The organism is Methylobacterium sp. WL7 (assembly GCF_008040085.1).
GTDB lineage: Bacteria > Pseudomonadota > Alphaproteobacteria > Rhizobiales > Beijerinckiaceae > Methylobacterium > Methylobacterium mesophilicum.
On the sequence record NZ_VRVG01000027.1, the window covers coordinates 1 to 24,543 of the forward strand.

At 69.4% G+C, this 24,543-nt stretch carries 27 protein-coding genes and 1 tRNA gene; 19 read left to right on the top strand and 9 right to left on the bottom strand.

What is annotated here, in order from left to right; genetic code table 11:
• The 5 genes from FV233_RS09775 to FV233_RS09795 form a co-directional block, all read right to left on the bottom strand.
• Positions 1-434: uroporphyrinogen-III synthase (locus FV233_RS09775; protein WP_187278083.1), on the bottom strand; the 434-nt coding region annotated here is incomplete at its 3' end.
• A 3-nt stretch (positions 435-437) separates the two neighbouring features.
• Positions 438-1,313 (bottom strand): aldose 1-epimerase family protein, encoded by an 876-nt coding sequence (locus FV233_RS09780; RefSeq protein WP_147897360.1) that lies wholly within the window; start codon positions 1,311-1,313, stop codon positions 438-440.
• A 73-nt stretch (positions 1,314-1,386) separates the two neighbouring features.
• Positions 1,387-3,138, bottom strand: coding sequence for an ABC transporter ATP-binding protein (locus FV233_RS09785; protein WP_147897361.1), 1,752 nt, complete (start codon positions 3,136-3,138; stop codon positions 1,387-1,389).
• A 389-nt stretch (positions 3,139-3,527) separates the two neighbouring features.
• Positions 3,528-3,809 (bottom strand): hypothetical protein, encoded by a 282-nt coding sequence (locus tag FV233_RS09790; protein ID WP_348642229.1) that lies wholly within the window; start codon positions 3,807-3,809, stop codon positions 3,528-3,530.
• Between the two features lie 166 nt (positions 3,810-3,975).
• Entirely contained in the window at positions 3,976-4,677 is a 702-nt protein-coding gene (locus tag FV233_RS09795) for a DNA-binding protein (protein WP_147897362.1), read from the bottom strand.
• 324 nt (positions 4,678-5,001) lie between these two features.
• Here FV233_RS09795 and FV233_RS09800 point away from each other — a divergent pair, with 324 nt between their 5' ends.
• Both FV233_RS09800 and FV233_RS09805 read left to right on the top strand, forming a co-directional pair.
• On the top strand, positions 5,002-5,667 hold the full coding sequence (locus FV233_RS09800; RefSeq protein WP_147856422.1) for a response regulator transcription factor: 666 nt from the start codon (positions 5,002-5,004) through the stop codon (positions 5,665-5,667).
• The gene (locus FV233_RS09805) at positions 5,667-7,004 is read left to right on the top strand and encodes a sensor histidine kinase (RefSeq protein WP_147897363.1); all 1,338 of its coding nucleotides are present in this window, start codon (positions 5,667-5,669) and stop codon (positions 7,002-7,004) included. Before FV233_RS09800 ends, FV233_RS09805 begins: the two co-directional genes overlap by 1 nt.
• A 299-nt stretch (positions 7,005-7,303) precedes the next feature.
• Here FV233_RS09805 and FV233_RS09810 read toward each other — a convergent pair whose 3' ends face one another.
• Positions 7,304-8,296 carry a zinc-dependent alcohol dehydrogenase family protein gene (locus FV233_RS09810; RefSeq protein ID WP_147856829.1) on the bottom strand — a complete coding sequence of 331 codons (993 nt, stop codon included), beginning with the start codon at positions 8,294-8,296 and terminating at the stop codon, positions 7,304-7,306.
• A gap of 36 nt (positions 8,297-8,332) precedes the next feature.
• The gene (locus FV233_RS09815; protein ID WP_147856828.1) at positions 8,333-9,079 is read right to left on the bottom strand and encodes an NAD(P)-binding domain-containing protein; all 747 of its coding nucleotides are present in this window, start codon (positions 9,077-9,079) and stop codon (positions 8,333-8,335) included.
• A 105-nt stretch (positions 9,080-9,184) separates the two neighbouring features.
• Here FV233_RS09815 and FV233_RS09820 point away from each other — a divergent pair, with 105 nt between their 5' ends.
• On the top strand, positions 9,185-9,571 hold the full coding sequence (locus FV233_RS09820) for a helix-turn-helix domain-containing protein (protein WP_147856827.1): 387 nt from the start codon (positions 9,185-9,187) through the stop codon (positions 9,569-9,571).
• Positions 9,572-9,834: 263 nt separating this feature from the next.
• Here FV233_RS09820 and FV233_RS09825 read toward each other — a convergent pair whose 3' ends face one another.
• Positions 9,835-11,226 carry a PLP-dependent aminotransferase family protein gene (locus FV233_RS09825; RefSeq protein ID WP_147897364.1) on the bottom strand — a complete coding sequence of 464 codons (1,392 nt, stop codon included), beginning with the start codon at positions 11,224-11,226 and terminating at the stop codon, positions 9,835-9,837.
• A gap of 113 nt (positions 11,227-11,339) precedes the next feature.
• Between FV233_RS09825 and FV233_RS09830 the strand changes: the two genes are divergently transcribed.
• The 3 genes from FV233_RS09830 to FV233_RS09840 all read left to right on the top strand — a co-directional run bounded on the left by FV233_RS09830 (position 11,340) and on the right by FV233_RS09840 (position 13,085).
• The gene (locus FV233_RS09830) at positions 11,340-11,636 is read left to right on the top strand and encodes a DUF1127 domain-containing protein (RefSeq protein ID WP_147897365.1); all 297 of its coding nucleotides are present in this window, start codon (positions 11,340-11,342) and stop codon (positions 11,634-11,636) included.
• A 63-nt stretch (positions 11,637-11,699) separates the two neighbouring features.
• Positions 11,700-12,086 (top strand): Rid family detoxifying hydrolase, encoded by a 387-nt coding sequence (locus tag FV233_RS09835; protein WP_246689946.1) that lies wholly within the window; start codon positions 11,700-11,702, stop codon positions 12,084-12,086.
• 90 nt (positions 12,087-12,176) lie between these two features.
• The gene (locus FV233_RS09840) at positions 12,177-13,085 is read left to right on the top strand and encodes an EamA family transporter (protein WP_147855965.1); all 909 of its coding nucleotides are present in this window, start codon (positions 12,177-12,179) and stop codon (positions 13,083-13,085) included.
• Positions 13,086-13,261: 176 nt separating this feature from the next.
• Here the strand turns inward: FV233_RS09840 and FV233_RS09845 are convergent.
• Positions 13,262-13,338 (bottom strand) — tRNA-Asp (locus tag FV233_RS09845).
• Positions 13,339-13,680: 342 nt separating this feature from the next.
• Here FV233_RS09845 and FV233_RS09850 point away from each other — a divergent pair.
• The 13 genes from FV233_RS09850 to nuoK all read left to right on the top strand — a co-directional run bounded on the left by FV233_RS09850 (position 13,681) and on the right by nuoK (position 24,451).
• A complete protein-coding gene (locus tag FV233_RS09850) occupies positions 13,681-14,046 on the top strand; it encodes an NADH-quinone oxidoreductase subunit A (protein ID WP_007560754.1) in 366 nt (121 codons plus the stop codon).
• Positions 14,047-14,087: 41 nt separating this feature from the next.
• A complete protein-coding gene (locus FV233_RS09855; RefSeq protein ID WP_007560753.1) occupies positions 14,088-14,687 on the top strand; it encodes an NADH-quinone oxidoreductase subunit B in 600 nt (199 codons plus the stop codon).
• A 9-nt stretch (positions 14,688-14,696) separates the two neighbouring features.
• On the top strand, positions 14,697-15,344 hold the full coding sequence (locus FV233_RS09860) for an NADH-quinone oxidoreductase subunit C (protein ID WP_147855963.1): 648 nt from the start codon (positions 14,697-14,699) through the stop codon (positions 15,342-15,344).
• A gap of 16 nt (positions 15,345-15,360) precedes the next feature.
• Complete coding sequence (locus FV233_RS09865; RefSeq protein ID WP_147897366.1) at positions 15,361-16,551, top strand: NADH-quinone oxidoreductase subunit D; 1,191 nt, start codon at positions 15,361-15,363, stop codon at positions 16,549-16,551.
• A gap of 12 nt (positions 16,552-16,563) precedes the next feature.
• Positions 16,564-17,928: an NADH-quinone oxidoreductase subunit NuoE gene (gene nuoE, locus FV233_RS09870; RefSeq protein ID WP_147897367.1), complete on the top strand. Its 1,365-nt coding sequence runs from the start codon at positions 16,564-16,566 to the stop codon at positions 17,926-17,928.
• A gap of 5 nt (positions 17,929-17,933) precedes the next feature.
• Entirely contained in the window at positions 17,934-18,167 is a 234-nt protein-coding gene (locus FV233_RS09875; protein WP_147897368.1) for a hypothetical protein, read from the top strand.
• A 12-nt stretch (positions 18,168-18,179) separates the two neighbouring features.
• On the top strand, positions 18,180-19,481 hold the full coding sequence (gene nuoF, locus FV233_RS09880; protein ID WP_147856627.1) for an NADH-quinone oxidoreductase subunit NuoF: 1,302 nt from the start codon (positions 18,180-18,182) through the stop codon (positions 19,479-19,481).
• Positions 19,482-19,485: 4 nt separating this feature from the next.
• Positions 19,486-19,674, top strand: coding sequence for a hypothetical protein (locus FV233_RS09885; protein WP_147897369.1), 189 nt, complete (start codon positions 19,486-19,488; stop codon positions 19,672-19,674).
• Positions 19,675-19,684: 10 nt separating this feature from the next.
• The gene (gene nuoG, locus FV233_RS09890; RefSeq protein ID WP_147897370.1) at positions 19,685-21,766 is read left to right on the top strand and encodes an NADH-quinone oxidoreductase subunit NuoG; all 2,082 of its coding nucleotides are present in this window, start codon (positions 19,685-19,687) and stop codon (positions 21,764-21,766) included.
• A gap of 10 nt (positions 21,767-21,776) precedes the next feature.
• A complete protein-coding gene (gene nuoH, locus FV233_RS09895) occupies positions 21,777-22,799 on the top strand; it encodes an NADH-quinone oxidoreductase subunit NuoH (RefSeq protein WP_147897371.1) in 1,023 nt (340 codons plus the stop codon).
• Between the two features lie 29 nt (positions 22,800-22,828).
• A complete protein-coding gene (nuoI, locus tag FV233_RS09900) occupies positions 22,829-23,317 on the top strand; it encodes an NADH-quinone oxidoreductase subunit NuoI (protein ID WP_007560744.1) in 489 nt (162 codons plus the stop codon).
• Between the two features lie 173 nt (positions 23,318-23,490).
• Complete coding sequence (locus FV233_RS09905; RefSeq protein ID WP_147897372.1) at positions 23,491-24,111, top strand: NADH-quinone oxidoreductase subunit J; 621 nt, start codon at positions 23,491-23,493, stop codon at positions 24,109-24,111.
• Positions 24,112-24,145: 34 nt separating this feature from the next.
• Complete coding sequence (gene nuoK / locus FV233_RS09910; protein WP_147853847.1) at positions 24,146-24,451, top strand: NADH-quinone oxidoreductase subunit NuoK; 306 nt, start codon at positions 24,146-24,148, stop codon at positions 24,449-24,451.
• Positions 24,452-24,543: the final 92 nt, after the last annotated feature.

Here is a 24,543-nt window from a genome sequence, read left to right on the forward strand (position 1 = left end):
GCCGTGTAGGCCTCGAGGATCACGATCGTGAATCCGGCGGCCGTCAGGGCCGCCTCGGGCTCGGGCTTGCGTGCGGTCCCGGTGGCGTGGAGCAGGCGCGCTCCGGCCGGCAGCCCCTCGGCTACCAGGGCGGCGAGCCCGGCCGCGTCGCCCGGTCCCTCCCGCACGGGCCCGAGCCCCGCCGCGCGCGCCCGCTCGGCGGTCCGGGGCCCGACCGCGAAGACCGGCAGGCCGCGCAAGCGGTGCGTGTCCCGGAGGGCCGGCACCGCGTGGGCGCTGGTGAACAGCAACGCGTCGAACGCACCGGCGGGCGGTTCGGCGCCGGTCGGCCCGATGGCCAGCACAGGGGCGACGAGGGCGGCGTGCCCGCGCGCGGCCAGGGCCGCGCCGGTGCGGGCGGCCCCCGGCTCGGGACGGGCGACCCAGACGCGCAACCGCTAGGCTTCCAGGGTCAGGCGGACGCCGTGGCGCGCTTCCTCCCCCGGCGGCAGCAGGCGCTGCGCGTCGCGCTCCTGAAGCGGACCGGAGAAATCCGCCCAGTCGGCGTAGCCGGTCCAGCATTCGAGCGACAGGAACGGCGCGGTCGGCTTCGTCCAGACGGCGAGGTGCGGGAAATCCTCCATCTCCATCCGGATCGCTGTCCCGGGCCCGGTGAAGCGCATCCGGCGGCTCTTCGCGTTCCGGAACACGAACGCCTCGGTGAAGATCGCCGGGTCGAGGGGCAGGGTGTCGCCGGCCAGGGGGATCGGCTGCTCGTCGCGCAGCAGCAGCCCGCCGGGGCCGACCTGCGGGGCGAACGGGCGCTCGGCCCGCTCGAATTCCACCGCGTAGCCGCCGTCCCGGGCCCGCGCACCGCCCGCGAAGGGCCACGGGAAGGCCGGGTGGAACCCGAGCGCGTAGGGCAGGGGGACGTCGCCGGGATTGGCCACGGTGACGGTGAGGTCGAGCCCGGCCGGCCGCACCCAGGCCGCGATGTCGAGCCGGAAGGCGAACGGGTAATGCGCCTTTGTCTCCGGCCCGTCGGTCAGCCGTAGAAGCACCGCGTCGGCGCTGCGCTCCACCACAACGAAGGGCAGGTCCCGGGCGAAGCCGTGCTGGGCCATCGGGTAGGTCTCGGACCCGACCCGCACCCGCCCGCCGGACGAGGCGCCGACCACCGGGAAGAGCCAGGGGGCGTGCCGGTTCCAATGCACCGGATCGCCGCTCCATAGGTACTCGGTGCCGCCGACCCGCCAGGATACCGGCTCGGCCCCGTGGGTCGAGAGCACGGCCGTGGTGCCGTCCGGAGCGGTCAGGTCGATGCGCGTGCTCAAGCGGGCCTCCCGGGCGATCCTCGAACCGCCGAGGTAACGGACGCGGGCCGGGACGCAAGGGGAGGCCGCCGCCTCACGCCACATTCCCCAACCCCGGGAGGATCGTTTCCGGCGGCCCGGAGGCGACGAGCCGGCCGGCCTCCAGCACGTGGACCGCGTCGGCCCCCTCCAGGGTCGAGAGCCGGTGGGCGATCAGGATCAGGGTGCGTCGGCCCGAGAGCGCCCGAAGGGCGCGCATCACGGCCCCTTGCGTCTCGTCGTCCAGCGCCGAGGTCGCCTCGTCGAACACGATCACGTCCGGGTCGTGGTAGAGCGCCCGGGCGATGCCGAGGCGCTGGCGCTGGCCGCCGGAGAGCCGGGCCCCGCGCTCGCCGACGCGCGCGCCGTAGCCGTGGGGCAGGGCGGCCACGAAATCGTGGGCGCCGGCGAGCCGGGCCGCGCGCTCGACGGCGGGCAGATCCGGCGCGTCGAGGCCGAGCGCGATGTTCTCGGCCACGGTGCCGTCCACGAGGAAGACGTCCTGCGGGACGTAGCCGATCCGGTTCTGCCAGGCGGGGAGGGCGCTGGCGTCGAGCACCCGCCCGTCCACGGTGATCCGGCCCGTGCCCGGGGTGAGCACCCCCAGCAGCAGGCCCGCCAGGGTCGACTTGCCCGAGCCGGTGCGGCCGGCGAGCCCAATCGTGGTGTTGACCGGGATCGTCAGGTCGATGCCGACCAGCGCCGGCCGGCCGGTGCCGTAATCGAAGCCGATCCCCTCCAGACGGATGCCTTTCGTGAAGGGAAGACGCTCTGCGGTGCGGGGGACCGGGCCACGCTCGTCGGCCAGCGCGTCGACCATCACCCGCACCACCGGGCTGTAGAAGCGCATCAGGGAGACGGATGTAAAAATGTTCTGGAAGGCCGGGAGCATCCGGTAGCCCGCGAAGGCGAACAGGCCCAGCAGCGGCAGGATCCCGGCCACATCCAGCCCCTGGGCCAGGGCGAACAGCACCACCACGATCACCCCGCCGAAGGCCAGGGCCTCGATCACGAAGCGGGGCATCTGGCCGGTGAGCAGGCTCTCCGCGGTGGCGATCGCGTAGGCCCGCGCCGGGGCGTCGAACCGGCCCGCGAAGGCCTCGGCCCGGCCGTAGAGCTTGAGTTCCGTGAGCGCCCCGAAGGTCTCCTGCACGATCCGGAACCGGGCCTCGTTATCGGCCACCGAGCGGCCGCCGAGCCGGGCGAGCCGCGCCCGCATGATCAGGTAGATCCCGACATAGAGGCCGCCGAAGCCGCCCCCGAGGATCAGGGCGAGCTGCGGCGCGTAGGCCACCAGGAACGCGATCACCGCGAGCGCCGAGGTCGCCCGGGAGGCGAGCACGGTGGCCGGCGTCAGCACGCCGACGACCAGCCGGTCGGTCTCGGACAGGACGTTCTTGGCGAGTTCCGCGCTGTTGGCCTGGGCGAAGAACAGCCGCTCCCGGTCGAGATAGCGGAACAGCATCCGCCGGCTGAAGCCGTAGCCGGCCAGATGCGTGAACCGGAGCTGCGCGTAGGTCAGCCCGGCATTGACCACCGCCGTGGTCAGGATCGCCAGCAATGCCGCCCCGCCGGTGACCAGCAGGAAGCTGCGCTCGTCGGCAAGGCCCAGGACTTCACGGGCCTGGGCCAGGTACGGCACGCGGGTCGCCGCCGAGGGGTCGCCGACCAGGGTCAGGAACGGGATCACCGAGGCGACGCCGACCACCTCCAGCAGGGCCGCGACGGCCAGGCCCAGCGCGATCAGGGCGAGCCGCCGCCGATCGCGCGCGCGCATGATGCGAACGAGATCGATCAGCGCGCGCATGGTTCGGGACGGATCGGCGGGAAGGCTCGCATGGCCGGGCCGGGCTTAGAGGGCCCGGCGCCGGAGGGGAAGGCGGTCGGGCCTCGCGACCTCAGGTCGAACACCCGCAGACATCGTCCCAAACCCGAAACGCCCTGTTTCCGAAGGGCCCGAACCCAGCCCTCCCGGGGTGTTGCAGCCGCATTCTGTGCCGCTCGCCCCTCGAGGCTGCCTCCCTGCGCGGGCCGTTCTGAACCCAACCCCGTCATCCCGGTGCCGCGCGGCGGAGCCCGGGATGACCGAGCGGTTGATGGAGCGGGCTCTGTAACGACCGGCCAACTAGGCTGACCGGAGCTGTTCGGGCCAACACTTCAAAGGGTTGGGTGCCGGGCCTTATGGAGCCTGGACCGTCAGTCGAGCTTCTTGAGCGAGCCCAGATCCACGTCGCCGTTCTGGCTGGAGAAGGTCAGCGACTGGGTGCTGCCGTCCGCCTGCGAGACGCCGCCGATGCGGTGGTCGCCGCTATCGTAGGTCGAGACTTGGCCGTCGCGCTCGATCAGGAGCCGGTGCTTGTCCGGGAAGAACGCGTATTTCATGCCGTTCTGGGAGCCGCTGGTCGAGGGGTCGCCCAGGTCCTTCGGCCAGAAGGGCTCCAGGCCCTTCATCGGTTCCATGGGCTTCATTGGCTTCATGGGTTCCATGGGCTTCATGGGTTCCATCGGCTTCATCGGTTCCAAGGGGTGCCTCCTGTTCAGCTGGGTGACAGGAGGACGCGGCAGGGGGGAAACGGTTGCATCGTGCCCCGACCGCCGGGCCGGCGATCGGTCCGGCGGCACGCGCATCCAGGCGAGCGAGGGCTCAGAGCCGGGCGCCCGGGACCGGCCGCTCGCGGACCTGGCCGTTGAAGCCGACATGGAGCTGGTGCTCGCGCCCGTCGCGGTCTTTCGCCGCCACCTCGCGGGGGCGCGGCCCGCGGCCGGTCACCCGCACGTCACCGTAGCCGGCGGCCTGGACGGCGGCGGTCAGCGCCGGCACGTCCGGGTTCGGCCCGAGGCCGAGCTTGTCCTTGGCCCAGTCGAGGCTGCCCCGCGGAGGTCCGCCGGCCGGCCCGATCACCACTTTGCGGCCGTCGCCGTGGGTCAGCACGCTGGCATGCAGGAACCCGGTCTCGAACCGGCCCTGCACGGTCACGGCCTCGCCCTTGGCGACGAGGTTGCCGCCCTCGCCGGCGGGGCCGGTCTCGACCAGCGCCCGGCCCGTCGGGTCCTGGACCACGAACTTGTTGCCGTAGATCTCGGCGACCTCGCCCTTGATGGCGGTGGCGCTCGACGGGGCCAGCGCCTGGATCGCCACCGGATCCACCGGCGTCGGCTGGAACGCGGTGCCCTGCGCCAGGGACAGGCCGGCGGCGCCCAAAGCCAGGGGTGCGGCGATCGCGGCCACCACCCAGGTCCGCCCCGGGATTTTCCAGGTCCGCCCCGGGATTTTTTTGGTTGTCGTGGCGGGGGCCGGCTCGCGGATCTCGCGGGCGGTGCCGTCGATGGTGTTGTCGTCGCTCATCCGTGTTGTCCTCTTGAGAAGGTTCGGGACCCGATCGGTCCGTGGCTCCTTCCTAAGACGCCCCCTCGAATCCGGTCTGAACCGCCCGGTTCAGCCCCGGTTAAATCCGCCCGCCTATGGCCGAGACGCGCGGGCGATCAGGGACTTGGCTCGGCCGGCCGATGCGGGGGCCAGAGTGATGGGCAGCGTGAGAAGGCAGCCCTAACTTCCCGTCGCAGCGCGCTTTCCGGCACGAGTGCGCTCGCCGCCAACGCGGAGACCGGTTCGGCGTCAGCGAGCGCGTCGAATCAAGGCCCTGAAGCCTGGGTTGGGGGGACCAAACTCTTGAAAATCCTGCTGGTGGAGGACGACGCGGCCCTGGCTGCCGAACTGACCAAGGTCCTGCGCGCGGAGAACTTCGTCCTCGACCGGGCCGCCACCGGCGAGGACGCGCAGCATCTCGGCGAGACCGAGGGCTACGATGCGGTGGTGCTCGACCTCGGCCTGCCCAAGGGCGACGGGGTCTCGGTGCTGCGCGCCTGGCGGGCGGCCGGGCGGACCCTGCCGGTGCTGGTCCTTACCGCCCGGGACGGCTGGAGCGACAAGGTCGCGGCCTTCAAGGCGGGGGCGGACGATTACCTGGTCAAGCCGGTCCGGGTGGAGGAATTGGTGATCCGCCTGCGCGCCCTGGTGCGCCGGTCGCAGGGCGGCGGGGCGAGCCGGATCGCCTGCGGCCCTCTCAGCTTCGACACGGGGCTCGGCGCCTTCGAGCACGAGGGCCTGCCGCTCAAGCTCACGGGCCTCGAATGGCGGGTCCTGTCCTGCCTGATGCTCAACCGCGACGCGGTGGTGCCACGTCCGCACCTGATCGAGCGGGTCTACGAGGGCGATGCGGATGTCGATTCGAACTCCGTGGAGGTGATCATCACCCGCCTGCGCCGGAAGATCGCCCCCGCGCGGATCGAGAGCGTGCGGGGCCACGGCTACCGCCTGCACGCGGCCCCGGCCTGATGCCGCCGCCGAAGAAGAGACCGCCGCCGCACCGCTCCCTGCGGACCCGCCTGCTGGTGGTCGCCCTGGCGCTGGTGCTGGCGGCACTCGTGGTGGCCGGGCTCGCCATCGGGGTGATCCTGCACCGCTTCGTCCGGGGGCAGATCGAAGGGCATCTCGACGCCCAGATCGTCGCGCTGCGGACCGGCCTGGAGGCGGGCCTTCTGCCCCGGGATCGCGATGCGCCGCCCTTCGACCGGGACGGGCCCGGCTGGGCCTGGGAGGTGCGCCGGGGGGGCGAGACCTTCGGCTCGGGCTCCCTGCGGGGCGGCCACATCACCGTCACCGAGCCGGGCCCCGACGACGAGCCCGACCGCCCGCATCCCGCGGACGGCACCGGGCCGCGGGGGGAGCGGCTGATCCTGCGCATCCTCGACGTGCCGGGTACGCCCCCCGCCACGATCGTCGCGGCGGCGCCCCGGGCGGCCCTGTACGGGCCCCTGCGCGAGGCGCTGACCAGCCTGGCCCTGGCGCTCGGGGTGCTCGGCCTCTGCCTGATCGCCGGGCTGGCCCTGCAGGTGCGCCTCGGCCTGGCGCCGCTGCGACGCCTGCGGGCCGACCTCGCCGCCGTGCGCACCGGGCGCCGGGAGCGGGTGCCGGAGGAGCAGCCCGCCGAGATCAAGCCGCTGGTCGCCGAACTCAACGCGCTGCTCGACCAGAACGCCCAGAACCTGGAGCGCGCCCGCGGCCACGTCGCCAATCTCGCCCACGCCCTCAAGACGCCGCTGGCGACCCTGTCGATGGCGCTGGCCGAGCCCGCCCGCGATCCCGGGGGCGCCCTGCGCCTGCAGGTGGACGACATGGACCGGCGGGTCCGCCACCACCTGCGCCGGGCCCGGGCGGCGGCGCTCGCCGGCTCGGCCCGGGGGCGCACGCCCCTGGCGCCCCGGGTCTCGGACCTGCGCGATGCCCTGGTGCGCCTCTACGCCGAGAAGGGCGTGGCGATCGAGCTGGCGGTGCCGGGCGACCTCACGGTGCCCTGCGAGGGGCAGGACCTCGACGAGATGCTGGGCAACCTCGTGGACAACGCCTGCCGCTGGTGCCGCAGCCGGGTGCGGGTGACGGCACTCCCGCAGGCGAGCGGCGTCCGGGTCGCCGTGGAGGATGACGGGGCCGGCCTCGAAGCCGAGGCCGCCGAGGCGGTCATGGCCCGCGGACGGCGCCTCGACGAGGGCGTGCCGGGCCACGGCTTCGGGCTGCCGATCACCCTCGAACTCGCCGAGCTCTACGGCGGCGGGCTCACCCTCGGGCGCTCGGATCTCGGCGGGCTGAAGGCGGAGCTGACCTTGCCGGCGTGAGACCGACCGCAATCTGTTCGTTGCGCCTCTCACCGTTATAACGCGCGGTTGGGACTTGACTGTGGGTTTGGACGTGATCCGTTTGGCCCTGGTGATGTCTGAGAAGGGTGGTTTCCTGCCCGTCCGCTTCCGGACCGCGGATGCGTGGAGCGGACATAGCCGTGGGGGCCACTCACGACCCGTTGCAGAAGTCGGGAACGTCCGCTGCTGGGCAGATTGTCCCGCAAGTAGACGCTGCGTCAGCCGATCGCCGTCAGGTGATGCGATGCCGAACTCTGGAGAGCCCGGCATCGTCGTCGTCAATCGAGCGTGAGGACGATCTTGCCGATCTGCTCGTTGGACTCAAGAAATTGGGTCGCCTCCTGGATCTGGTCGAACGGGAAGGTCCGCGACACCAGCGGATTGAGCTTGCCGCTTTCCAGTCCCTCGATGATGAAGGCCTTCGCACGGGCAAGCGCCTGATCATCGCTGACGATCTCGGTGTAGAGGTATCCCTTCAGGGTCAGGCTCTTGCCGAGCACGGCAAACTGCGGGAATGGCCCTTCGTCCGGGCTGAGGGCGCCATACTCCAGGAGGATGCCGCCCACGGCCATGACTTCGGCAAATTGCGCGATAGCAGGACCACCGATCGGATCGAACACCACGCGGGCTCCCTTACCGCTGGTGATCTCCTTCACGCGCGCCGCCAAGTCGCCCTCGTCCGTGGCGATCACATGATGTGCGCCGGCATCGAGCAGCGCCTGCGCCTTGGTGTTCGTGCGGGTGGTCGCTATCACCGTCGCCCCGACGCTGCGGGCGATCTGGAACGCCGCGATGCCGACGCTGCTCGACGCAGCCGACACGATGACGAAATCGCCAGCGGTGAGTTTCGCCTGATCGATCAGAGCACCCCAGGCGGTGACATACTGCATCCAAGATGCGGCTGCCTTCTCGAACGAAAGGGCGGCCGGATGCTTCACGACGTAGCGGGCGGGAATGTTGATGACCTCGCCGTAGGTGGGCCAACGCGACATGTCGAGCGTCGGGATGACACTGACGGCGTCGCCTTCGGCGAAAGCGGACACGTCGCGGCCCGTCGCTTTGACCGTTCCTGCGGCTTCGTAGCCGAGCTGCGAGGGGAAGTTCGCTTCCTGCAAGTAAGCGCCCTTGCGGAACATCACCTCCGCCCGATTGAGGCCGATGGCTCGAACCGCAATCTGCACGTCATCGGCGGCAGGCCCGGGAACCTCGATGTCCTCGATGCGCAGCACGTCTGCGGAGCCGTATTCATGAAAGCGTACAACGCGGGTCATAGGTCATTTCCTTCTCTTGAGTGCGCTGGTCAGATGTCAGAGGCAGATCGCACGCGCGACGCGAACGCCGAACTCGGCATCCGGATTGGTCTTGCTGTCGCCGACGCGCTCCTGGACCACCGCGACCACGAGGTCGCGCCGCCTGGGTAGGCGGGCCCTGTCGGCTGCCGCGAGTGCGCCCGGCATCTCCTCCCGCGTCAGATCCGTGCAGTAGCCCGGCGCACCGGGTTGTTGGCGCCACGACTCCGCCAGGGACCCCGCGTCGAAGGCGTCAAAGCCGGTCTCCTCCACGAGACGCATGCCCACACGACGATCATCCTCGCGGTCGGCCGCGACGGGGATGGCGATGCGTTCCGGCGTACCGGATGGTGAGCCCTTCTCGGCCAGCGAGCCCGAACCGATGGCGTTCCAGGCCTTGACGATGGGCCGGCCCAGTTGCTCGGAGACCCACAGGCTCTCGACCTGGCCGGCCTCGATGGCGTCGATGGTCCCATCGCGCATCGGGTAATAGTTCGAGGTGTCGATGACGACGTTCATCTCGGGTATCGCCCGGATCAAAGGGGCGATCTTCTGAATGCCGGTCGGCGGGATGGAGAGGATGACGACGTCGACATTCGAGACCGCATCCTGTGCCGTGACGGCGCGGGCGCCCGACGACAGCACGTCGGTCCCGATGGTCTCAGGGCCGCGTGAGTTGGCCACCTTCACATCGTGTCCGGCCGCACTGAGCTTCGTGGCCAGGGACTTGCCGATGTGTCCGATGCCGACGATGCCGATCTTCATGCCGTGTTCCCTGACCTCGTCAGTTGCGATGCAGCGGGAACTATGGGTAGGTAGAGGTATCAGCAAGAACCTACCAAAAGGTGGGTAGCCCACCTGGAGGTAAGTATGGGTTCGGGGCGCGATTGGTTCTGCGAAGACCCAAAGCAGCAGCTCGTGTGGGCGGCGGCGACCAGCGAAACCCTGCGGGTGCTGGAGGGTAAGTGGAAGATCGTCATCATCGTCCAGCTCTTTGCCGCGAAGGTGCCGCTACGGTTCTCGGAGCTGGAGAAGCGGATCGAGGGCGTGAACCAGAAGATGCTGATCCAGCAGCTCAAGGAGCTGGAGAAGGACGGCATCGTCACCCGGACGGTCTACCCCCAGGTGCCGCCAAAGGTTGAGTATGCGCTCAGCGAGATGGGCGTTGCGCTCGGGCCGTCCATCGAGGCTCTGATCGACTGGGCTCTCGCACGCCGGGAGGTGATGGGCGTCGCGTCCGCAGACGTCGCCGGCTGATGCATTTGGGTCGGAGCCGGAACGTCCGCTTCAGGGCGAAGGGTCAGGGTCCGGTTCCCACCCCAAGCTGAAGTTGCCGGAAGGCTGACGAACGTCCGCTTCGGCGAAGCGATGACGGCGGCCTAAGCGTCTGGGTTGGGTCGAAAGCTGTCACCCTAAGCTCAAGCTTATCGGGCGCAGACCCACAAAATGCCGCATCACGGCCAAACGTGGAGCGCCGCCAGATTGCTTCGCTTCGCATAGCCGGGATGGCCCCGAATCGATCAACCCAGCGCCGCGCGCAGGATCGGCCGGATGCGCGGGTCGATGCAGTGGGCAACGTTGAAGCGCATGTAGCCGTTCCAGTCGTCGGAGAGGCTGAAGGCGGTGCCCGGCGCCAGGACCATGCCCTGCGCCAGCGCCCGGCGCGCCACCTCGGCGCCGTCGCGCCCGTCCGGCAGGCGCATCCACAGGAAGAAGCCGCCCCGAGGCTGCGCCCACGGCTCCAGCCCGCAGGCGCCGAGCTCGGCCGAGGCCTGGACCATGGCGCCGGCGAGCCGCCGCTTGGTCTCGGCGAGGTGCCGGCGATAGCAGCCCTCGGTGATCAGGCTGTGCACCAGAGCCGCGGTGACGTGGCCGTTGCCGAGGCTCAGCGCCAGCTTGAGATCGACCAGCGGCTCGACCCAGTCGGCCCGCAGCGCGATCCAGCCGCAGCGCGCCGCCGCCGACAGCGTCTTCGAGAAGCTGCCGATCTGGATCACCCGCTCCAGCCCGTCGAACCCCGCGAGCCGCGGCGCCGGCTCCGGTTCGAGATCGCCAAAAATCTCGTCCTCGACGATCAAGGTGTCGTGCGCCTCGCACAGCTTCAGCAGCCGGTGCGCGATGGCCGGGGCGAGGCTCGCACCGGTCGGGTTCTGGAGCGCCGCGTTGGTGAGATAGAAGCGCGGACGATGCCGCTCGAGCAGCGCTCCGAGGGTGCGCAGGTCCGGCCCCTCCGGGGTCAGCGGCACGCCGACCACCGCGACCCGGTGCGCCCGCAACAGCGCCAGGAAGTTGAAGTAGCAGGGATCGTCCACCAGCACGGTGTCGCCCGGCTGGAGCAGGAAGCGGCAGACGAGATCGAGCGCCTGCGTGGCCGATTCGACCAGCACGATCTGGTCCGGCTCGGCGCCGACGCCCTTCTCGGCGATCTTGCGGGCGATCTGGATCCGCAGGGGCTCGTAGCCGAGCGGGCGGTCGTAATTGGTCATCTCGGCCAGATCGGCCCGGGCCACCCGGCGCAGGCCGCGCCGGATCGCCTCGTGCGGCATCCACGAATCCGGCAGCCAGCCGGCCCCGGGCTTGAGCTGGTCCGCGCCGGCCTGCTGGGCCTGGCGGGTGATCCAGAGCGGGTCCACGATCCGGTCGAGCCGGGGGCCCATCGCCTGGAGCGAGAGCGGCCGGGTCTTGCCGGCGACGTAGAAGCCCGAGCCCGGCCGCGCCACCAGGGTGCCCTCGGCGGCCAGCCGGTCATAGGCCTCCACCACGGTCGATTTCGACACGCCCATGGATTCCGCGAACGCCCGCACCGACGGGATCCGGACCCCGGGCACGAGATGGCGCGCCGCGATGCGTTCCCGGATCTCGCCGGCCACGGTCTCCACGCGCGTTCCGGCCGGCTTGCTCGCGATCTGCATCCGTACTGCCTTTCCGACCGGACAATTCTTCGAAACCGTACCGAACTGTTCCTGTCGCCGCCAGTCCCTTGTGGTCAAGATCGCCGGGTTCCGGACAGACGGAGGATCGAATCATGGACCAGTGCCTCACCCGGACCGCCCACGCCCCGGCCAATCCCTCCTGGCTCGCCCGCGCCGCCCGGGCGATCGCCGAGGCCGCCGCCGAGGTGCGGGCGGGCCTGTCCCGCGCGGCGATGAACCGGCGCGTCCTGCACCGGCTCTCGACCCTGTCCGAGCGGGAGCTGAAGGATATCGGCCTGACACCGCAGGACGTCGCCGACGCAGCCGTCCCGGGCCCCCGCGATGCCACCGATCTGCTGATCGGCCGGCGCGACGACCGCCGCCGGGCGCGGGGGGCGGGCCGGCGTTGATGCTGCGACGGTCCGCACGAAATGGGCCTCCACTCGACCACCACATTCAGGAGCGACCATAAGGTGAGCAGAGTTGCAGTGATTGCACCCGGCGCAACGGCCGTCGGCCCCTATGCGCACGCTGTGCGCGCCTGCGACACCGTCTATTTGTCGGGCCAGACTCCGATCGACGGTGCGACCGGCCGTTTGGTCGAAGGCGGGTTCAAAGAGCAGGTTCACCAGTGTTTTCGAAACCTCGAAGCTGTGCTGATAGCAGCGGGACTTGGCTTCGGGGACGTGGTGAAGTGCAACGTATTTCTGACTGACATGGGCGACTTCTCCGCGATGAACCACGTCTACGCCCAGTACTTCGCGGCCCCCTACCCGGCGCGCACGACGATCGGCGTTGCGGCGCTCCCGCTTGGGGCACACGTGGAGATCGAGATGGTTGCGGCTGTCCCACGGCCCTGAGGGCGTACGCATGCCGAGCGGAACACGGGGCCGGCGGTTGGTCGGGTCGGTGCGCGCAAAGTTCAATGAGGGGTGGCTGGGGACACTCGAATGACGCCGCGCGACACGCTGTCGGCCATCCTGGTTGTCACGATCCTTGGTGCCAACTTCGTTGCCATCAAGATCGGCCTCGAGACGACGCCTCCGCTCCTACTCTGCACCCTGCGCTTCGCCCTGGCGGCCGTTCCGGCGGTGCTGGTGATTCGGCCGCCCCGGGCTCCGCCTGCCCTGGTGGTCGTCTTCGGCCTGGCTTTGGGAATCGGTCAGTTCGGGTTGCTGTTCACGGCGATCCGGCTGGGTATGCCGGCCGGTCTTTCGTCGCTGCTGATCCAGGTCCAGGTGCCGTTCACGGTCGCGCTGGCCTGGCTGGTCCTCAGGGAACGCCCGCGCCGGCTACAAGTGCTGGGAGGCGTGGTCGCACTTCTGGGGACGGCGATGATCGCCCTTGGTCGAGCCGGCGGCGCGCCCGTGGGGCCACTCCTGTTGGTCGTCGCGGCCGCGTTGGCCTGGGCCTGCGCCAACGTGACCGCGAAGCGGATCGGGCAGGTCGACATGCTTGCCCTGATGGTGTGGGGCAGCCTCGCCACCACGGTGCCGCTGCTGGGCCTGTCGCTGATCGTCGAGGGGCCGGCTGCCCTCACGACCCTGACACATCCGGACTGGACGGCGGTAGCGTCGATCGGCTTCCAGGCCTATCCAACGACGCTGCTGGCCTTCGGCCTGTGGAATCGGCTCCTGACCCGCTATCCCGCGGCCGTGGTGACGCCGTTCGCGCTGCTGGTGCCGGTGGCCGGAATCCTGAGCACGCACCTGACGCTCGGCGAGCCTCTGAACTCCGACATCCTGGCGGGCGGAAGCCTCATCCTGGCCGGAATCGCCCTGAGCATCCGCGGTGGTCGCAGGTGCGCAATGGATCCGATACTCGCGAAGGCCGATGCCCCGCCGCGGGCCGTCAGCTGAGCTGCCCGGACGCGCATCGTGAGAGGCGGCTCGACGGCCACGTTTGCCACCGGCATCTCACGTTTGACGGCGCCGATTCGCCGGTCGATCCCGATCCCGACCGCAGCGCAAACGTGAGAACGCCCCCGAAACGATCGGAGGCCCAGTTCGGATCTGAGGATGGGGGATCGTGGAAGTGGCGCGGGCGACGGGACTCGAACCCGCGACCTCCGGCGTGACAGGCCGGCACTCTAACCAACTGAGCTACGCCCGCACGGCGTGGTCGCTTCGAAGGGGGCGTTTCGCCCGGCGACGGGGCGGGGTGTATGGGCCAGGCCGGGGACTGTCAAGCGTGTCCGTGACGGTTTTGTTCGGCGGTGGGCCGGACGGGCTGCGCGCTTGCGTCGTGTTGCAGGCGAGCCGCCCGCGCCCAATCTCTGCACAAGGCAGGACGTGCACTTTGTGCGACGCGACAAGCCATTGTCACGGGTCGGCGGCTCGACTAAGCCTCCGGCCGCGCGCATCCTGGCATAAGAACAATTCCACGGGCGAATCCGGTTCGGCGGCGCACCGCGGTTTCCCACGTCGATACGAGACGCTCTCGCGAGGCCCTGGCATGACCGGATTGTTGGCGGACTATCTTCCGCTCATCGTGTTCATCGGCGTTGCTCTGTTCATCGCCACCGCGCTGCTGGTCGTGCCGTTCCTGGTCGCCTTCAAGAGCCCGGATCCGGAGAAGCTCTCGGCCTACGAGTGCGGCTTCAATGCCTTCGACGATGCCCGCATGAAGTTCGACGTGCGGTTCTACCTCGTGGCGATCCTGTTCATCATCTTCGATCTCGAGGTCGCGTTCCTGTTCCCGTGGGCGATCACCTTTGGAGACCTTGGCTGGTTCGGCTTCTGGTCGATGATCGTCTTCCTGGGCGTGCTGACGGTCGGTTTCGTCTACGAGTGGCGCAAGGGCGCCCTCGAGTGGGATTGATTCGCAACAGCAGCCTGCCCGCACCGCATTCCGAGTCGCCGATGGCCCTGATCACCGACACGACCCACAGCCTGTCCCGCGCCCCCGCGGTCGCGCCCCAGCCGAAGGGGATCATCGATCCCAACACCGGCCGGCCGATCGGCGCCGACGATCCGACCTTCCTGTCGATCAGCGACGAGCTGGCCGACCGGGGCTTCCTGCTCACCACCACGGACGAGCTGATCAACTGGGCCCGCACCGGCTCGCTGATGTGGATGACCTTCGGGCTCGCCTGCTGCGCGGTCGAGATGATGCAGATGTCGATGCCGCGCTACGATTGCGAGCGGTTCGGCTTCGCGCCGCGCGGCTCGCCGCGCCAGTCCGACGTGATGATCGTCGCCGGCACCTTGACCAACAAGATGGCTCCGGCCCTGCGCAAGGTCTACGACCAGATGCCGGAGCCGCGCTACGTGATTTCGATGGGCTCCTGCGCCAACGGCGGCGGCTACTACCACTATTCCTATTCGGTGGTGCGCGGCTGCGACCGGGTGGTCCCGGTGGACATCTACGTGCCCGGCTGCCCGCCCACCGCAGAGGCGCTGCTCTACGGCGTTCTGCTTCTCCAGAAGAAGATCCGCCGCACCGGCACGATCGAGCGCTGAGGAGCGGCCATGACCAACGGCATCTCGATCCTGTCGCACACGCAGCCGGAGAGCGGCGCAGCCGCCCTCACGGCGCTGGCGGAGCGCGTCACCGGCGCGCTCGGCCCGGCGGTGGTGTCCCACGCCATCGCGTTCGGCGAGCTGACCCTGGTGGTCCAGGCCTCCGACATCGTCTACGCGCTGACCTACCTGCGCGACGACCCGGCCTGCGCGTTCCGGAGCTTCATCGACATCTGCGGCGCGGACTACCCGCAGCGCGAGAAGCGCTTCGACGTGGTCTACCACCTGCTCTCGCTGCGCCACAACGCGCGCATCCGGGTGAAGGTGCAGACCGACGAGGTGACCCCGGTCCCCTCGGCTATCGAGGTGTTCCCGGCCGCCAACTGGTACGAGCGCGAGACCTACGACCTCTACGGCATCCTGTTCTCGGGGCATCCGGACCTGCGCCGGCTGCTCACCGATTACGGGTTCGAGGGGCACCCCCTGCGCAAGGACTTCCCGCTCACCGGCTTCGTCGAGGTCCGGTACGACCAGGACGAGGCCCGGGTCGTCTACGAGCCGGTCCAGCTGACGCAGGAATTCCGGAACTTCGATTTCCTCTCGCCCTGGGAGGGCACGGATTACGTGCTCCCGGGCGACGAGAAGAAGTCGGCCTGAGGAGCGGAACCGCCCGATGACCGAGCACAACATCCGCAACTTCGCGATCAATTTCGGCCCGCAGCACCCGGCGGCGCACGGCGTGCTGCGCCTGGTGCTGGAGCTGGACGGCGAGGTGGTCGAGCGGGTCGATCCGCATATCGGCCTGCTGCACCGCGGCACCGAGAAGCTGATCGAACACAAGACCTACCTGCAGGCGACGCCCTATTTCGACCGGCTCGACTACGTGTCTCCGATGAATCAGGAGCATGCCTTCTGCCTGGCGATCGAGAAGCTCGCGGGCATTGAAGTGCCCCGGCGCGCGCAGCTGATCCGCGTGCTGTTCTGCGAGATCGGCCGCCTCCTGTCGCACCTGCTCAACGTCACCACGCAGGCGATGGATGTCGGCGCCCTCACGCCCCCGCTCTGGGGCTTCGAGGAGCGCGAGAAGCTGATGATCTTCTACGAGCGTGCCTCGGGCGCCCGGCTCCACGCCAACTACTTCCGGCCGGGCGGCGTCCACCAAGATCTGCCCCCCAAGCTGGTCGACGACATCGAGGCCTTCTGCGACCCGTTCCTGCAGGTCGTCCAGGATCTCGACGACCTCGTCATGGCCAACCGCATCTTCAAGCAGCGCAACGTCGACATCGGCATCGTGTCGGTGGACGAGTGCATGGAGTGGGGCTTCTCCGGCGTCATGCTGCGCGGCTCGGGCATCCCGTGGGACCTACGCAAGGCGCAGCCCTACGAGTGCTACGAGGAGATGGACTTCGACATCCCGGTCGGCCGGAACGGCGACACCTATGACCGGCAGGTGATCCGCATGGAGGAGATGCGGGAATCGGCCAAGATCATGAAGCAGTGCTGCGCCAAGCTGCGCGAGCCGGCCGGGCAGGGCCCGATCGCGGCGATCGACGGCAAGTTCGCGCCGCCGCCCCGCCGGGAGATGAAGCGCTCGATGGAAGCGCTCATCCACCACTTCAAGCTCTACACCGAGGGTTTCCACGTACCGGAAGGCGAGGTCTACGCCGCCGTGGAAGCACCCAAGGGCGAGTTCGGCGTCTATCTCGTGTCCGATGGGACCAACAAGCCGTACCGCTGCAAGATCCGCGCGCCGGGCTTCGCGCATCTTCAGGCGATGGATTGGATGTGCCGGGGGCACCTTCTGGCCGACGTGTCGTGCGTGCTGGGCACCCTCGACATCGTGTTCGGCGAAGTGGATCGGTAAGGCGTTAGCAGGATGGCAAACCGCAGACTCGCGCCGGCCTCTGAGCAGCCCGAGAGCTTCGCGTTCTCCCCCGAGAACGCAGCCTGGGCGAAGACCCAGATCGCCAAGTACCCGGAAGGCCGCCAGGCCTCCGCGGTGATCTCGCTGCTCTGGAAGGCGCAGGAGCAGAACGGCGGCTGGCTGCCCCGGGCCGCCATCGAGGCGGTGGCGGCCGAACTTGGCATGCCCAACATCCGCGTGCTGGAGGTGGCCACCTTCTACACGATGTTCGCCCTTGAGCCGGTGGGTCGCTTCTGGATCCAGGTCTGCGGCACGGTGCCGTGCGATTCCTGCGGCGCCCGGGGCCTGAAGGAGATGCTCGAGGCGCGCCTCGGCCCCGCCGGCCACGTCTCGCCCGACGGCACCTTCTCGTGGCTCGAGGTCGAGTGCCTGGGCGCCTGCTGCAACGCCCCGATGGTCCAGATCAACCAGGATTATTACGAGGACCTGACGCCCGAATCGCTCGGCACCCTGATGGACGACCTCGCCGCCGGCCGGCCGGTCAAGGTCGGCTCGCAGGTCGAGCGTCAGGCGTCCGAGCCGCTCGGCGGCCCCGACACGCTCACCGATCCGGCCCTGTTCGACGGCTCGCGGGTCGGCGCCTGGCGCAAGCGCTTCGAGGACACTGCGAAGTCCGGCGAGGACCAGGCCGCGAAGGCCGAAGAGGCCAAATCGAGCGAGCAGCGGGCGGCGTCCCAGCCCAAGCCCGCCCGGCCCGACGCCGGACGCGCCGCCGAGCGCCCCGTCACCGACGCGCCGGCCCAGCGCGCGGCCAACGGCGAGACGCCGGTCAAGGAATCCGACCGGGCCGACGCGGCCGAGACCGGCCGCTCGACGGCCAAGGGGGGCCCCCCCCGAGAGGGCGACGCGGATGTGCCCGAGGCGCCGGCCAAGGCGGCCTCCGAAGACGAGCGGGCGGGGGGCGACCAGGGGAGCCAGGCTGTGCCGGATCGCGGCACGGTCCCGCCGCAGCCGGAGGCGTCCGGCGCCAGCGAGGGCGAAGTCGCGGCGGAAGCCGAGGAGGCGCGCGTCTCGGACGCCCTGGCGGCCCTGCCGACGGACGCCACCCCTGAGCAGAAGGCGAACGCGGTCGGCACCCGTCCGCCCGGCCTCGATGCCGCCCGCGCCGGCCAGCCGGACGACCTGACCCGGATCAAGGGCATCGGCCCGGGCAACAGCCAGCGCCTGAACGGGCTCGGCATCTACCATTTCGACCAGATCGCGGCCTGGACCCGCGACGAGATCACCTGGGTCGGCACCTACCTCGCGTTCCCAGGTCGCATCGACCGGGAGAACTGGGTCGGGCAGGCTCAGATTCTGTCGGCCACCGGGAACTGACCGCGATGGCCGAGGTCACGAACGAACTGATCTACGAGGTGCTTAAGGCGATGCAGGCGCGCCTTGGCAATATCGAGGAGGGTGTGCGCGAGGTGCGTGGCGAGATCCGGGCGCTTCGGACCCCCGTCCACGGTGTCCAGGGCGATCTGCACAACCTCTACGAAGCGTACAGCGCACTCGATATGCGCGTCGGCCGCATCGAGCGCCGCCTCGACATCGTCGACGCTCCGGTCAGCTGAGGAACAAAGAACATGCTGTCGGATCAGGATCGCATCTTCACCAACCTCTACGGCCTGCATTCGCCGGGTCTGGAGGCTGCCAAGCAGCGCGGCGCGTGGGACGGGACCAAGTTCCTCCTGGAGCAGGGCCGCGACTGGATCATCGAGGAGATGAAGGCGTCGGGCCTGCGCGGTCGCGGCGGCGCGGGCTTCCCCACCGGCCTCAAGTGGTCGTTCATGCCCAAGAAGTCCGACGGGCGCCCGCACTACCTCGTGGTCAACGCCGACGAGTCTGAGCCGGGCACCTGCAAGGACCGGGAGATCATGCGGCACGATCCGCACCTCCTGATCGAGGGCTGCATGCTGGCCTGCTTCGCCATGGGCGCGCATGCCTGCTACATCTACATCCGCGGCGAGTACGTGGCCGAGAAGCACGCGCTCCAGAAGGCCGTGGACGAGGCCTACGAGGCCCGTCTCGTCGGCCAGTCCAACGTGCACGACTTCCCCTTCGACATCTACGTCCACCACGGCGCCGGCGCGTATATCTGCGGCGAGGAGACGGCGCTGATCGAGAGCCTCGAGGGCAAGAAGGGGATGCCGCGGCTCAAGCCGCCGTTCCCGGCCAATATGGGCCTCTACGGCTGCCCCACGACGGTCAACAACGTCGAGTCGATCGCGGTCGCCGGCACGATCCTGCGCCGGGGCGGCGCGTGGTTCGCCGGCCTCGGCGGCAAGAACAACACCGGCACCAAGCTGTTCTGCGTCTCGGGGCACGTCAACAAGCCGTGCAACGTCGAGGCGGAGCTCGGCATCACCTTCCGCGAGTTGGTGGACCGGCATTGCGGCGGCATGCGCGGCGGCTGGGACAACCTGCTGTGCTCGATTCCGGGCGGCTCCTCGGTGCCGCTGGTGCCGGCCGACCAGATCATCGACGCCAAGATGGACTTCGACACCCTGCGCAACCTCGGCTCCGGCCTGGGGACCGCGGCGGTGATCGTGCTCGACCGGTCCACCGACATCGTCGCGGCGATCACCCGCATCTCGTACTTCTACAAGCATGAGTCGTGCGGCCAGTGCACGCCCTGCCGCGAGGGCACCGGCTGGATGTGGCGCGTGATGCAGCGCATGACCGAGGGCCGCGCGCAGAAGCGCGAGATCGACATGCTGTTCGAGGTCACCAAGCAGATCGAGGGTCACACGATCTGCGCGCTCGGCGACGCGGCGGCCTGGCCGATCCAGGGCCTGATCAAGCACTTCCGGCCCGAGATCGAGAAGCGGATCGACCGCTACACGGCCAACCCGCATTCCGATCCCATCCCGATGGCGGCCGAGTAGGCCGATGACGGGTCAGCCGGACAGCCCGATTCTCGTCGATCCGCGGCGCATCGACCACGCGGTCGATCGCCGGGGCGACGATGTCCGCGCGTGGAAGGGCCGCCTGGCCGCGGTCGAGGTCAACCTTGCCGGCGTTCACCGGCGGATCGACAGGATCGAGCGTCGCCTCGATCTCGCCGACGCCCCGCACTGAGATTGCACCGATGACAAAGATCCTCGTCGACGGCACCGAGGTCGAGGTACCGGCCGAATACACCCTGCTCCAGGCCTGCGAGGCCGCCGGGGCCGAGATCCCGCGCTTCTGCTTCCACGAGCGCCTGTCGATCGCCGGCAATTGCCGGATGTGCCTGGTCGAGCTGAAGGGCGCGCCCAAGCCGGTGGCGAGCTGCGCCTACGCGGTGAAGGATTGCCGCCCCGGCCCGAACGGCGAGCCGCCCGAGGTCCTCACCCGCTCCGGCCTGACCAAGAAGGCCCGGGAAGGGGTGATGGAGTTCCTCCTGATCAACCACCCGCTCGATTGCCCGATCTGCGATCAGGGCGGCCATTGCGACCTGCAGGACCAGGCGATGGCCTACGGGGTCGATTCGACCCGCTATCAGGAGAACAAGCGCGCGGTCGAGGAGAAGCATATCGGCCCGCTGGTGCGGACCGCGATGAACCGCTGCATCCACTGCACCCGCTGCGTGCGCTTCCTGGCGGAGGTGGCGGGCGTGCCCGACCTCGGCGCCATCGGCCGCGGCGAGGACATGGAGATCACCAGCTACCTCGAGCAATCCATGGCGTCGGAGCTCCAGGGCAACGTCGCCGACCTGTGCCCGGTGGGCGCCCTGGTCCACCGCCCGCAGAGCTACAACGTCCGGCCCTGGGAGCTGAACAAGACCGAATCGGTCGACGTGATGGATGCGGTCGGCTCGTCGATCCGCGTCGACACCCGCGGCCGCGAGGTGATGCAGATCGAGCCGCGGGTCAGCGAAGAGATCAACGAGGAGTGGATCTCGGACAAGACCCGCTACCACGTCGACGGGCTGCGGATGCAGCGCCTCGACCGCCCGTACCTGCGCGAGAACGGCCGGCTGCGGCCCGCCTCCTGGGGCGAGGCGTTCCAGGCCATCGCCGCCAAGGTGAAGGCCACCGATCCCAAGCGCATCGGCGCCGTGGTCGGCGACCTCGCGGGCGTGGAGGAGATCTTTGCCCTGCGCGAGCTGATGCGCGCGCTGGGCACCCCGAACCTCGATTGCCGCCAGGCGGAGACCGGGCTCGATCCGGCGCTTGGGCGCGCCTCGTACCTGTTCAACCCGACCATTCCGGGCATCGAGGCCGCGGACGCGATCCTGATCGTCGGCGCCAACCCGCGCACCGAGGCCTCCCTCCTCAACGTCCGGATCCGCAAGCGCTGGCGCATGGCGCCGCTCGCGGTCGCGGTGATCGGCGAGCCGGTCGATCTGACCTATCCCAGCCACTACATCGGCGCCGGCCCCGAGTCGCTCGCGGGCCTCGCCCGCGGCGAGCACAGTTTTCTTGCCACTCTCAAGGAAGCGAAAGCGCCGCTTGTCATCGTCGGCGCCAACGTCCAGCCGGGCATCCTGGCGGCGGCGGCAGCCCTCGCCAAGGAGATCGGCGCGGTGACGCCGGAGTGGAACGGCTTCGCCGTCCTGCACACGGCCGCCGCCCGGGTCGGCGCCCTCGACCTCGGCTTCGTGCCGGGAGAGGGCGGCCTCGATTTTTCGGCCATGCTGGCTTCCGGCGGCGTCGACGTGCTGTTCAACCTCGGTGCCGACGAGCGCGACGTCGCCCCCGGCGCCTTCGTGGTCTACCAGGGCACCCACGGCGACCGCGGCGCCTCCCGGGCGGACGTGATCCTGCCGGGGGCGGCCTACACCGAGAAGTCGGCGACCTGGGTCAACACGGAAGGGCGGGTCCAGATGGGCAACCGCGCCGGCTTCCCGCCGGGGGATGCCCGCGAGGATTGGGCGATCCTGCGCGCCCTGTCGGACGTGCTGGGCCGGCGCCTGCCGTTCGATTCGCTCACCGCGCTCCGCCGGGCGCTCTACGCCGCCCACCCGCATTTCGCGGCGGTCGGGACCGTGGAGGCCGGCGACGTCGCGGCGGCCGTGGACCGGCTGGCGGGCCTCGGCGGCGGCGCGGGCGGCCCCGCCTTCGCTTCGCCGGTGACCGACTTCTACCTCACCAATCCGATCGCCCGCGCCTCGCGGGTGCTTGCCGAGTGCTCGCGCCTGGCCCGCGAGCGTGCCGCCGAAGCGCGGCCGCTCGCGGCGGCGGAGTAGGGATCTCACGATGACCTCGCTCGAAATCCTCGGGACCGTGCTCCTGATCGTGCTGAAGAGCTTCGTGCTGCTCTCGGCGCTGCTCGTCTTCATCGCCTACGCGCTGCTCGCCGACCGCAAGATCTGGGCGGCGGTGCAGCTCCGGCGCGGGCCCAACGTGGTCGGCCCGTTCGGGCTGCTGCAATCCTTCGCCGACCTGCTCAAGTTCGTGCTGAAGGAGCCGGTGATCCCGGCGGGCGCCAACAAGGCGATCTACCTGCTGGCGCCGCTGGTCTTCGCGATGCTGGCCCTGTCGAGCTGGGCGGTGATCCCGCTGGCCGACGGCTGGGCGATCGCCGACATCGACGTCGGCATCACCTACATCTTCGCGATCTCGTCGCTCGGCGTCTACGGCGTCATCATGGGCGGCTGGGCCTCGAACTCGAAATACGCGTTCCTGGGCGCGCTCCGGTCGGCGGCGCAGATGATCTCCTACGAGGTCTCGCTGGGCTTCGTGATCATCTGCGTGCTGCTCTGCGCCGGCTCCCTGAACCTCTCGCGCATCGTGATGGCGCAGGACACCAGCCTCGGCCTGTTCGGCTGGTACTGGCTGTGGCTGTTCCCGATGTTCGTGGTGTTCTTCATCTCGGCGCTGGCCGAGACCAACCGCCCCCCCTTCGACCTGCCGGAGGCCGAGTCGGAGCTGGTGGCCGGCTACATGGTGGAATACTCCTCGACGCCCTATCTGCTGTTCATGCTCGGCGAGTACGTCGCCATCATGAGCATGTGCGCGCTCGGCACCGTGCTGTTCCTGGGCGGCTGGCTGTCGCCGATCCCGTTCGCGCCGTTCACCTGGGTGCCGGGCGTGATCTGGTTCATCCTGAAGGCCAGCTTCCTGTTCTTCCTGTTCGCGATGGTGAAGTCCATCGTGCCGCGCTACCGCTACGATCAGCTCATGCGCCTCGGCTGGAAGGTTTTTCTGCCGATCTCGCTGGTCTCGGTCGTCGTCGTCGCCTTCGTGCTCAAGCTGACCGGCCTCGCGCCGGGCGCCTGAGCCCACCCGCCGAATCGGAGATCCGGGCCATGAAGCTCGATCAGGTCGCAAAGAGCCTGCTGCTGAAGGAGTTCGTGTCGGGGATGATCCTCGGCATGCGCTACTTCTTCAAGCCGAAGGCGACGATCAACTATCCCTTCGAGATGGGCCATCGCGGCCCGCGGTTCCGGGGAGAGCATGCGCTGCGCCGCTATCCCAACGGCGAGGAGCGCTGTATCGCCTGCAAGCTCTGCGAGGCGATCTGCCCGGCCCAGGCCATCACCATCGAGGCCGGGCCGCGCCGCAACGACGGCACCCGCCGCACCACCCGCTACGACATCGACATGGTGAAGTGCATCTATTGCGGCATGTGCCAGGAGGCCTGCCCGGTGGACGCCATCGTGGAGGGGCCGAACTTCGAGTTCTCGGTCGAGACCCGCGAGGAACTGCTCTACGACAAGCAGAAGCTCCTGCTGAACGGCGATCGCTGGGAGCGCGAGATCGCGCGCAACATCGCGATGGATGCGCCGTACCGCTAGGGCATCATCCCGAAAGGCGGTCGCCGCCTTCTGGGAAAAAGATGATGCGCTAGAGCCATGTCGGGGGTGCTGTTGTGCCACCGACGACCGGGTTCTATAGACGGGCCGCCCGCTGCGGCCCGTTTCCACGCAAGGCAGAAGGGGCCGCTCCGGCGGCCGATCCCGACGAGCGCATGACTGCAGCAGCCGCCTTCTTCTACCTGTTCGCGAGCGTCACGGTCGCGTCGGGCTTCATGGTGATCGCCTCGCGCAATCCCGTCGCCTCGGTGCTGTTCCTGATTCTCGCCTTCGTGAACGCCGCCGGGCTGTTCGTCCTGATGGGCGCCGAGTTCCTGGCGATGATCCTGGTCGTCGTCTACGTCGGCGCGGTCGCGGTGCTGTTCCTGTTCGTCGTGATGATGCTCGACGTGGACTTCGCCGCGCTGCGGCAGGGCTTCCAGCAATACCTGCCGGTCGGCGGCCTGATCGGGGCGATCTTCCTGGTGGAGCTGCTCCTGGTGGTGGGCTCCTGGACCATCGACCCGAACCTGGTCCAGGCGCCGCTCAGCAACGTCGCGGCGTCCGAGAACCTCACCAACGCCCAGGCGCTGGGCCGGGTGCTCTACACGGACTACGTCTACTTCTTCCAGCTTGCGGGCCTGATCCTGCTGGTGGCGATGATCGGCGCGATCGTGCTCACCCTGCGCGACCGCCCGGGCGTCAAGCGCCAGAACATCGCGGTCCAGAACGCCCGCACCCAGAGCATGGCGGTGGAGACCCGCAAGGTGCCCTCCCGCCAGGGCGTCGAGGTCTGATGCGCGATTTGATGCAAGGCGGGGGATTCGAACGATGATCGGCCTGAGCCACTACCTCACCGTCGCGGCGATCCTGTTCACGCTCGGCGTGCTCGGGATCTTCATCAACCGCAAGAACATCATCGTCATCCTGATGTCGATCGAGCTGATCCTGCTCGCGGTGAACATCAACCTGGTCGCCTTCTCGACGCAGCTGAACGACATCACCGGACAGGTCTTCGCCCTGTTCGTGCTGACCGTCGCGGCCGCCGAATCGGCGATCGGCCTCGCCATCCTCGTGGTCTTCTTCCGCAACCGCGGCACCATCGCGGTCGAGGACGTGAGCATGATGAAGGGCTAGGGCGCCCTTCTCCACGCGACCCGATTTCGCGGCCCCGCGTCGACGGGCCCCGAGTGACAATCCGGACGCCGCCCCGCGGCCGGCCCGGATGA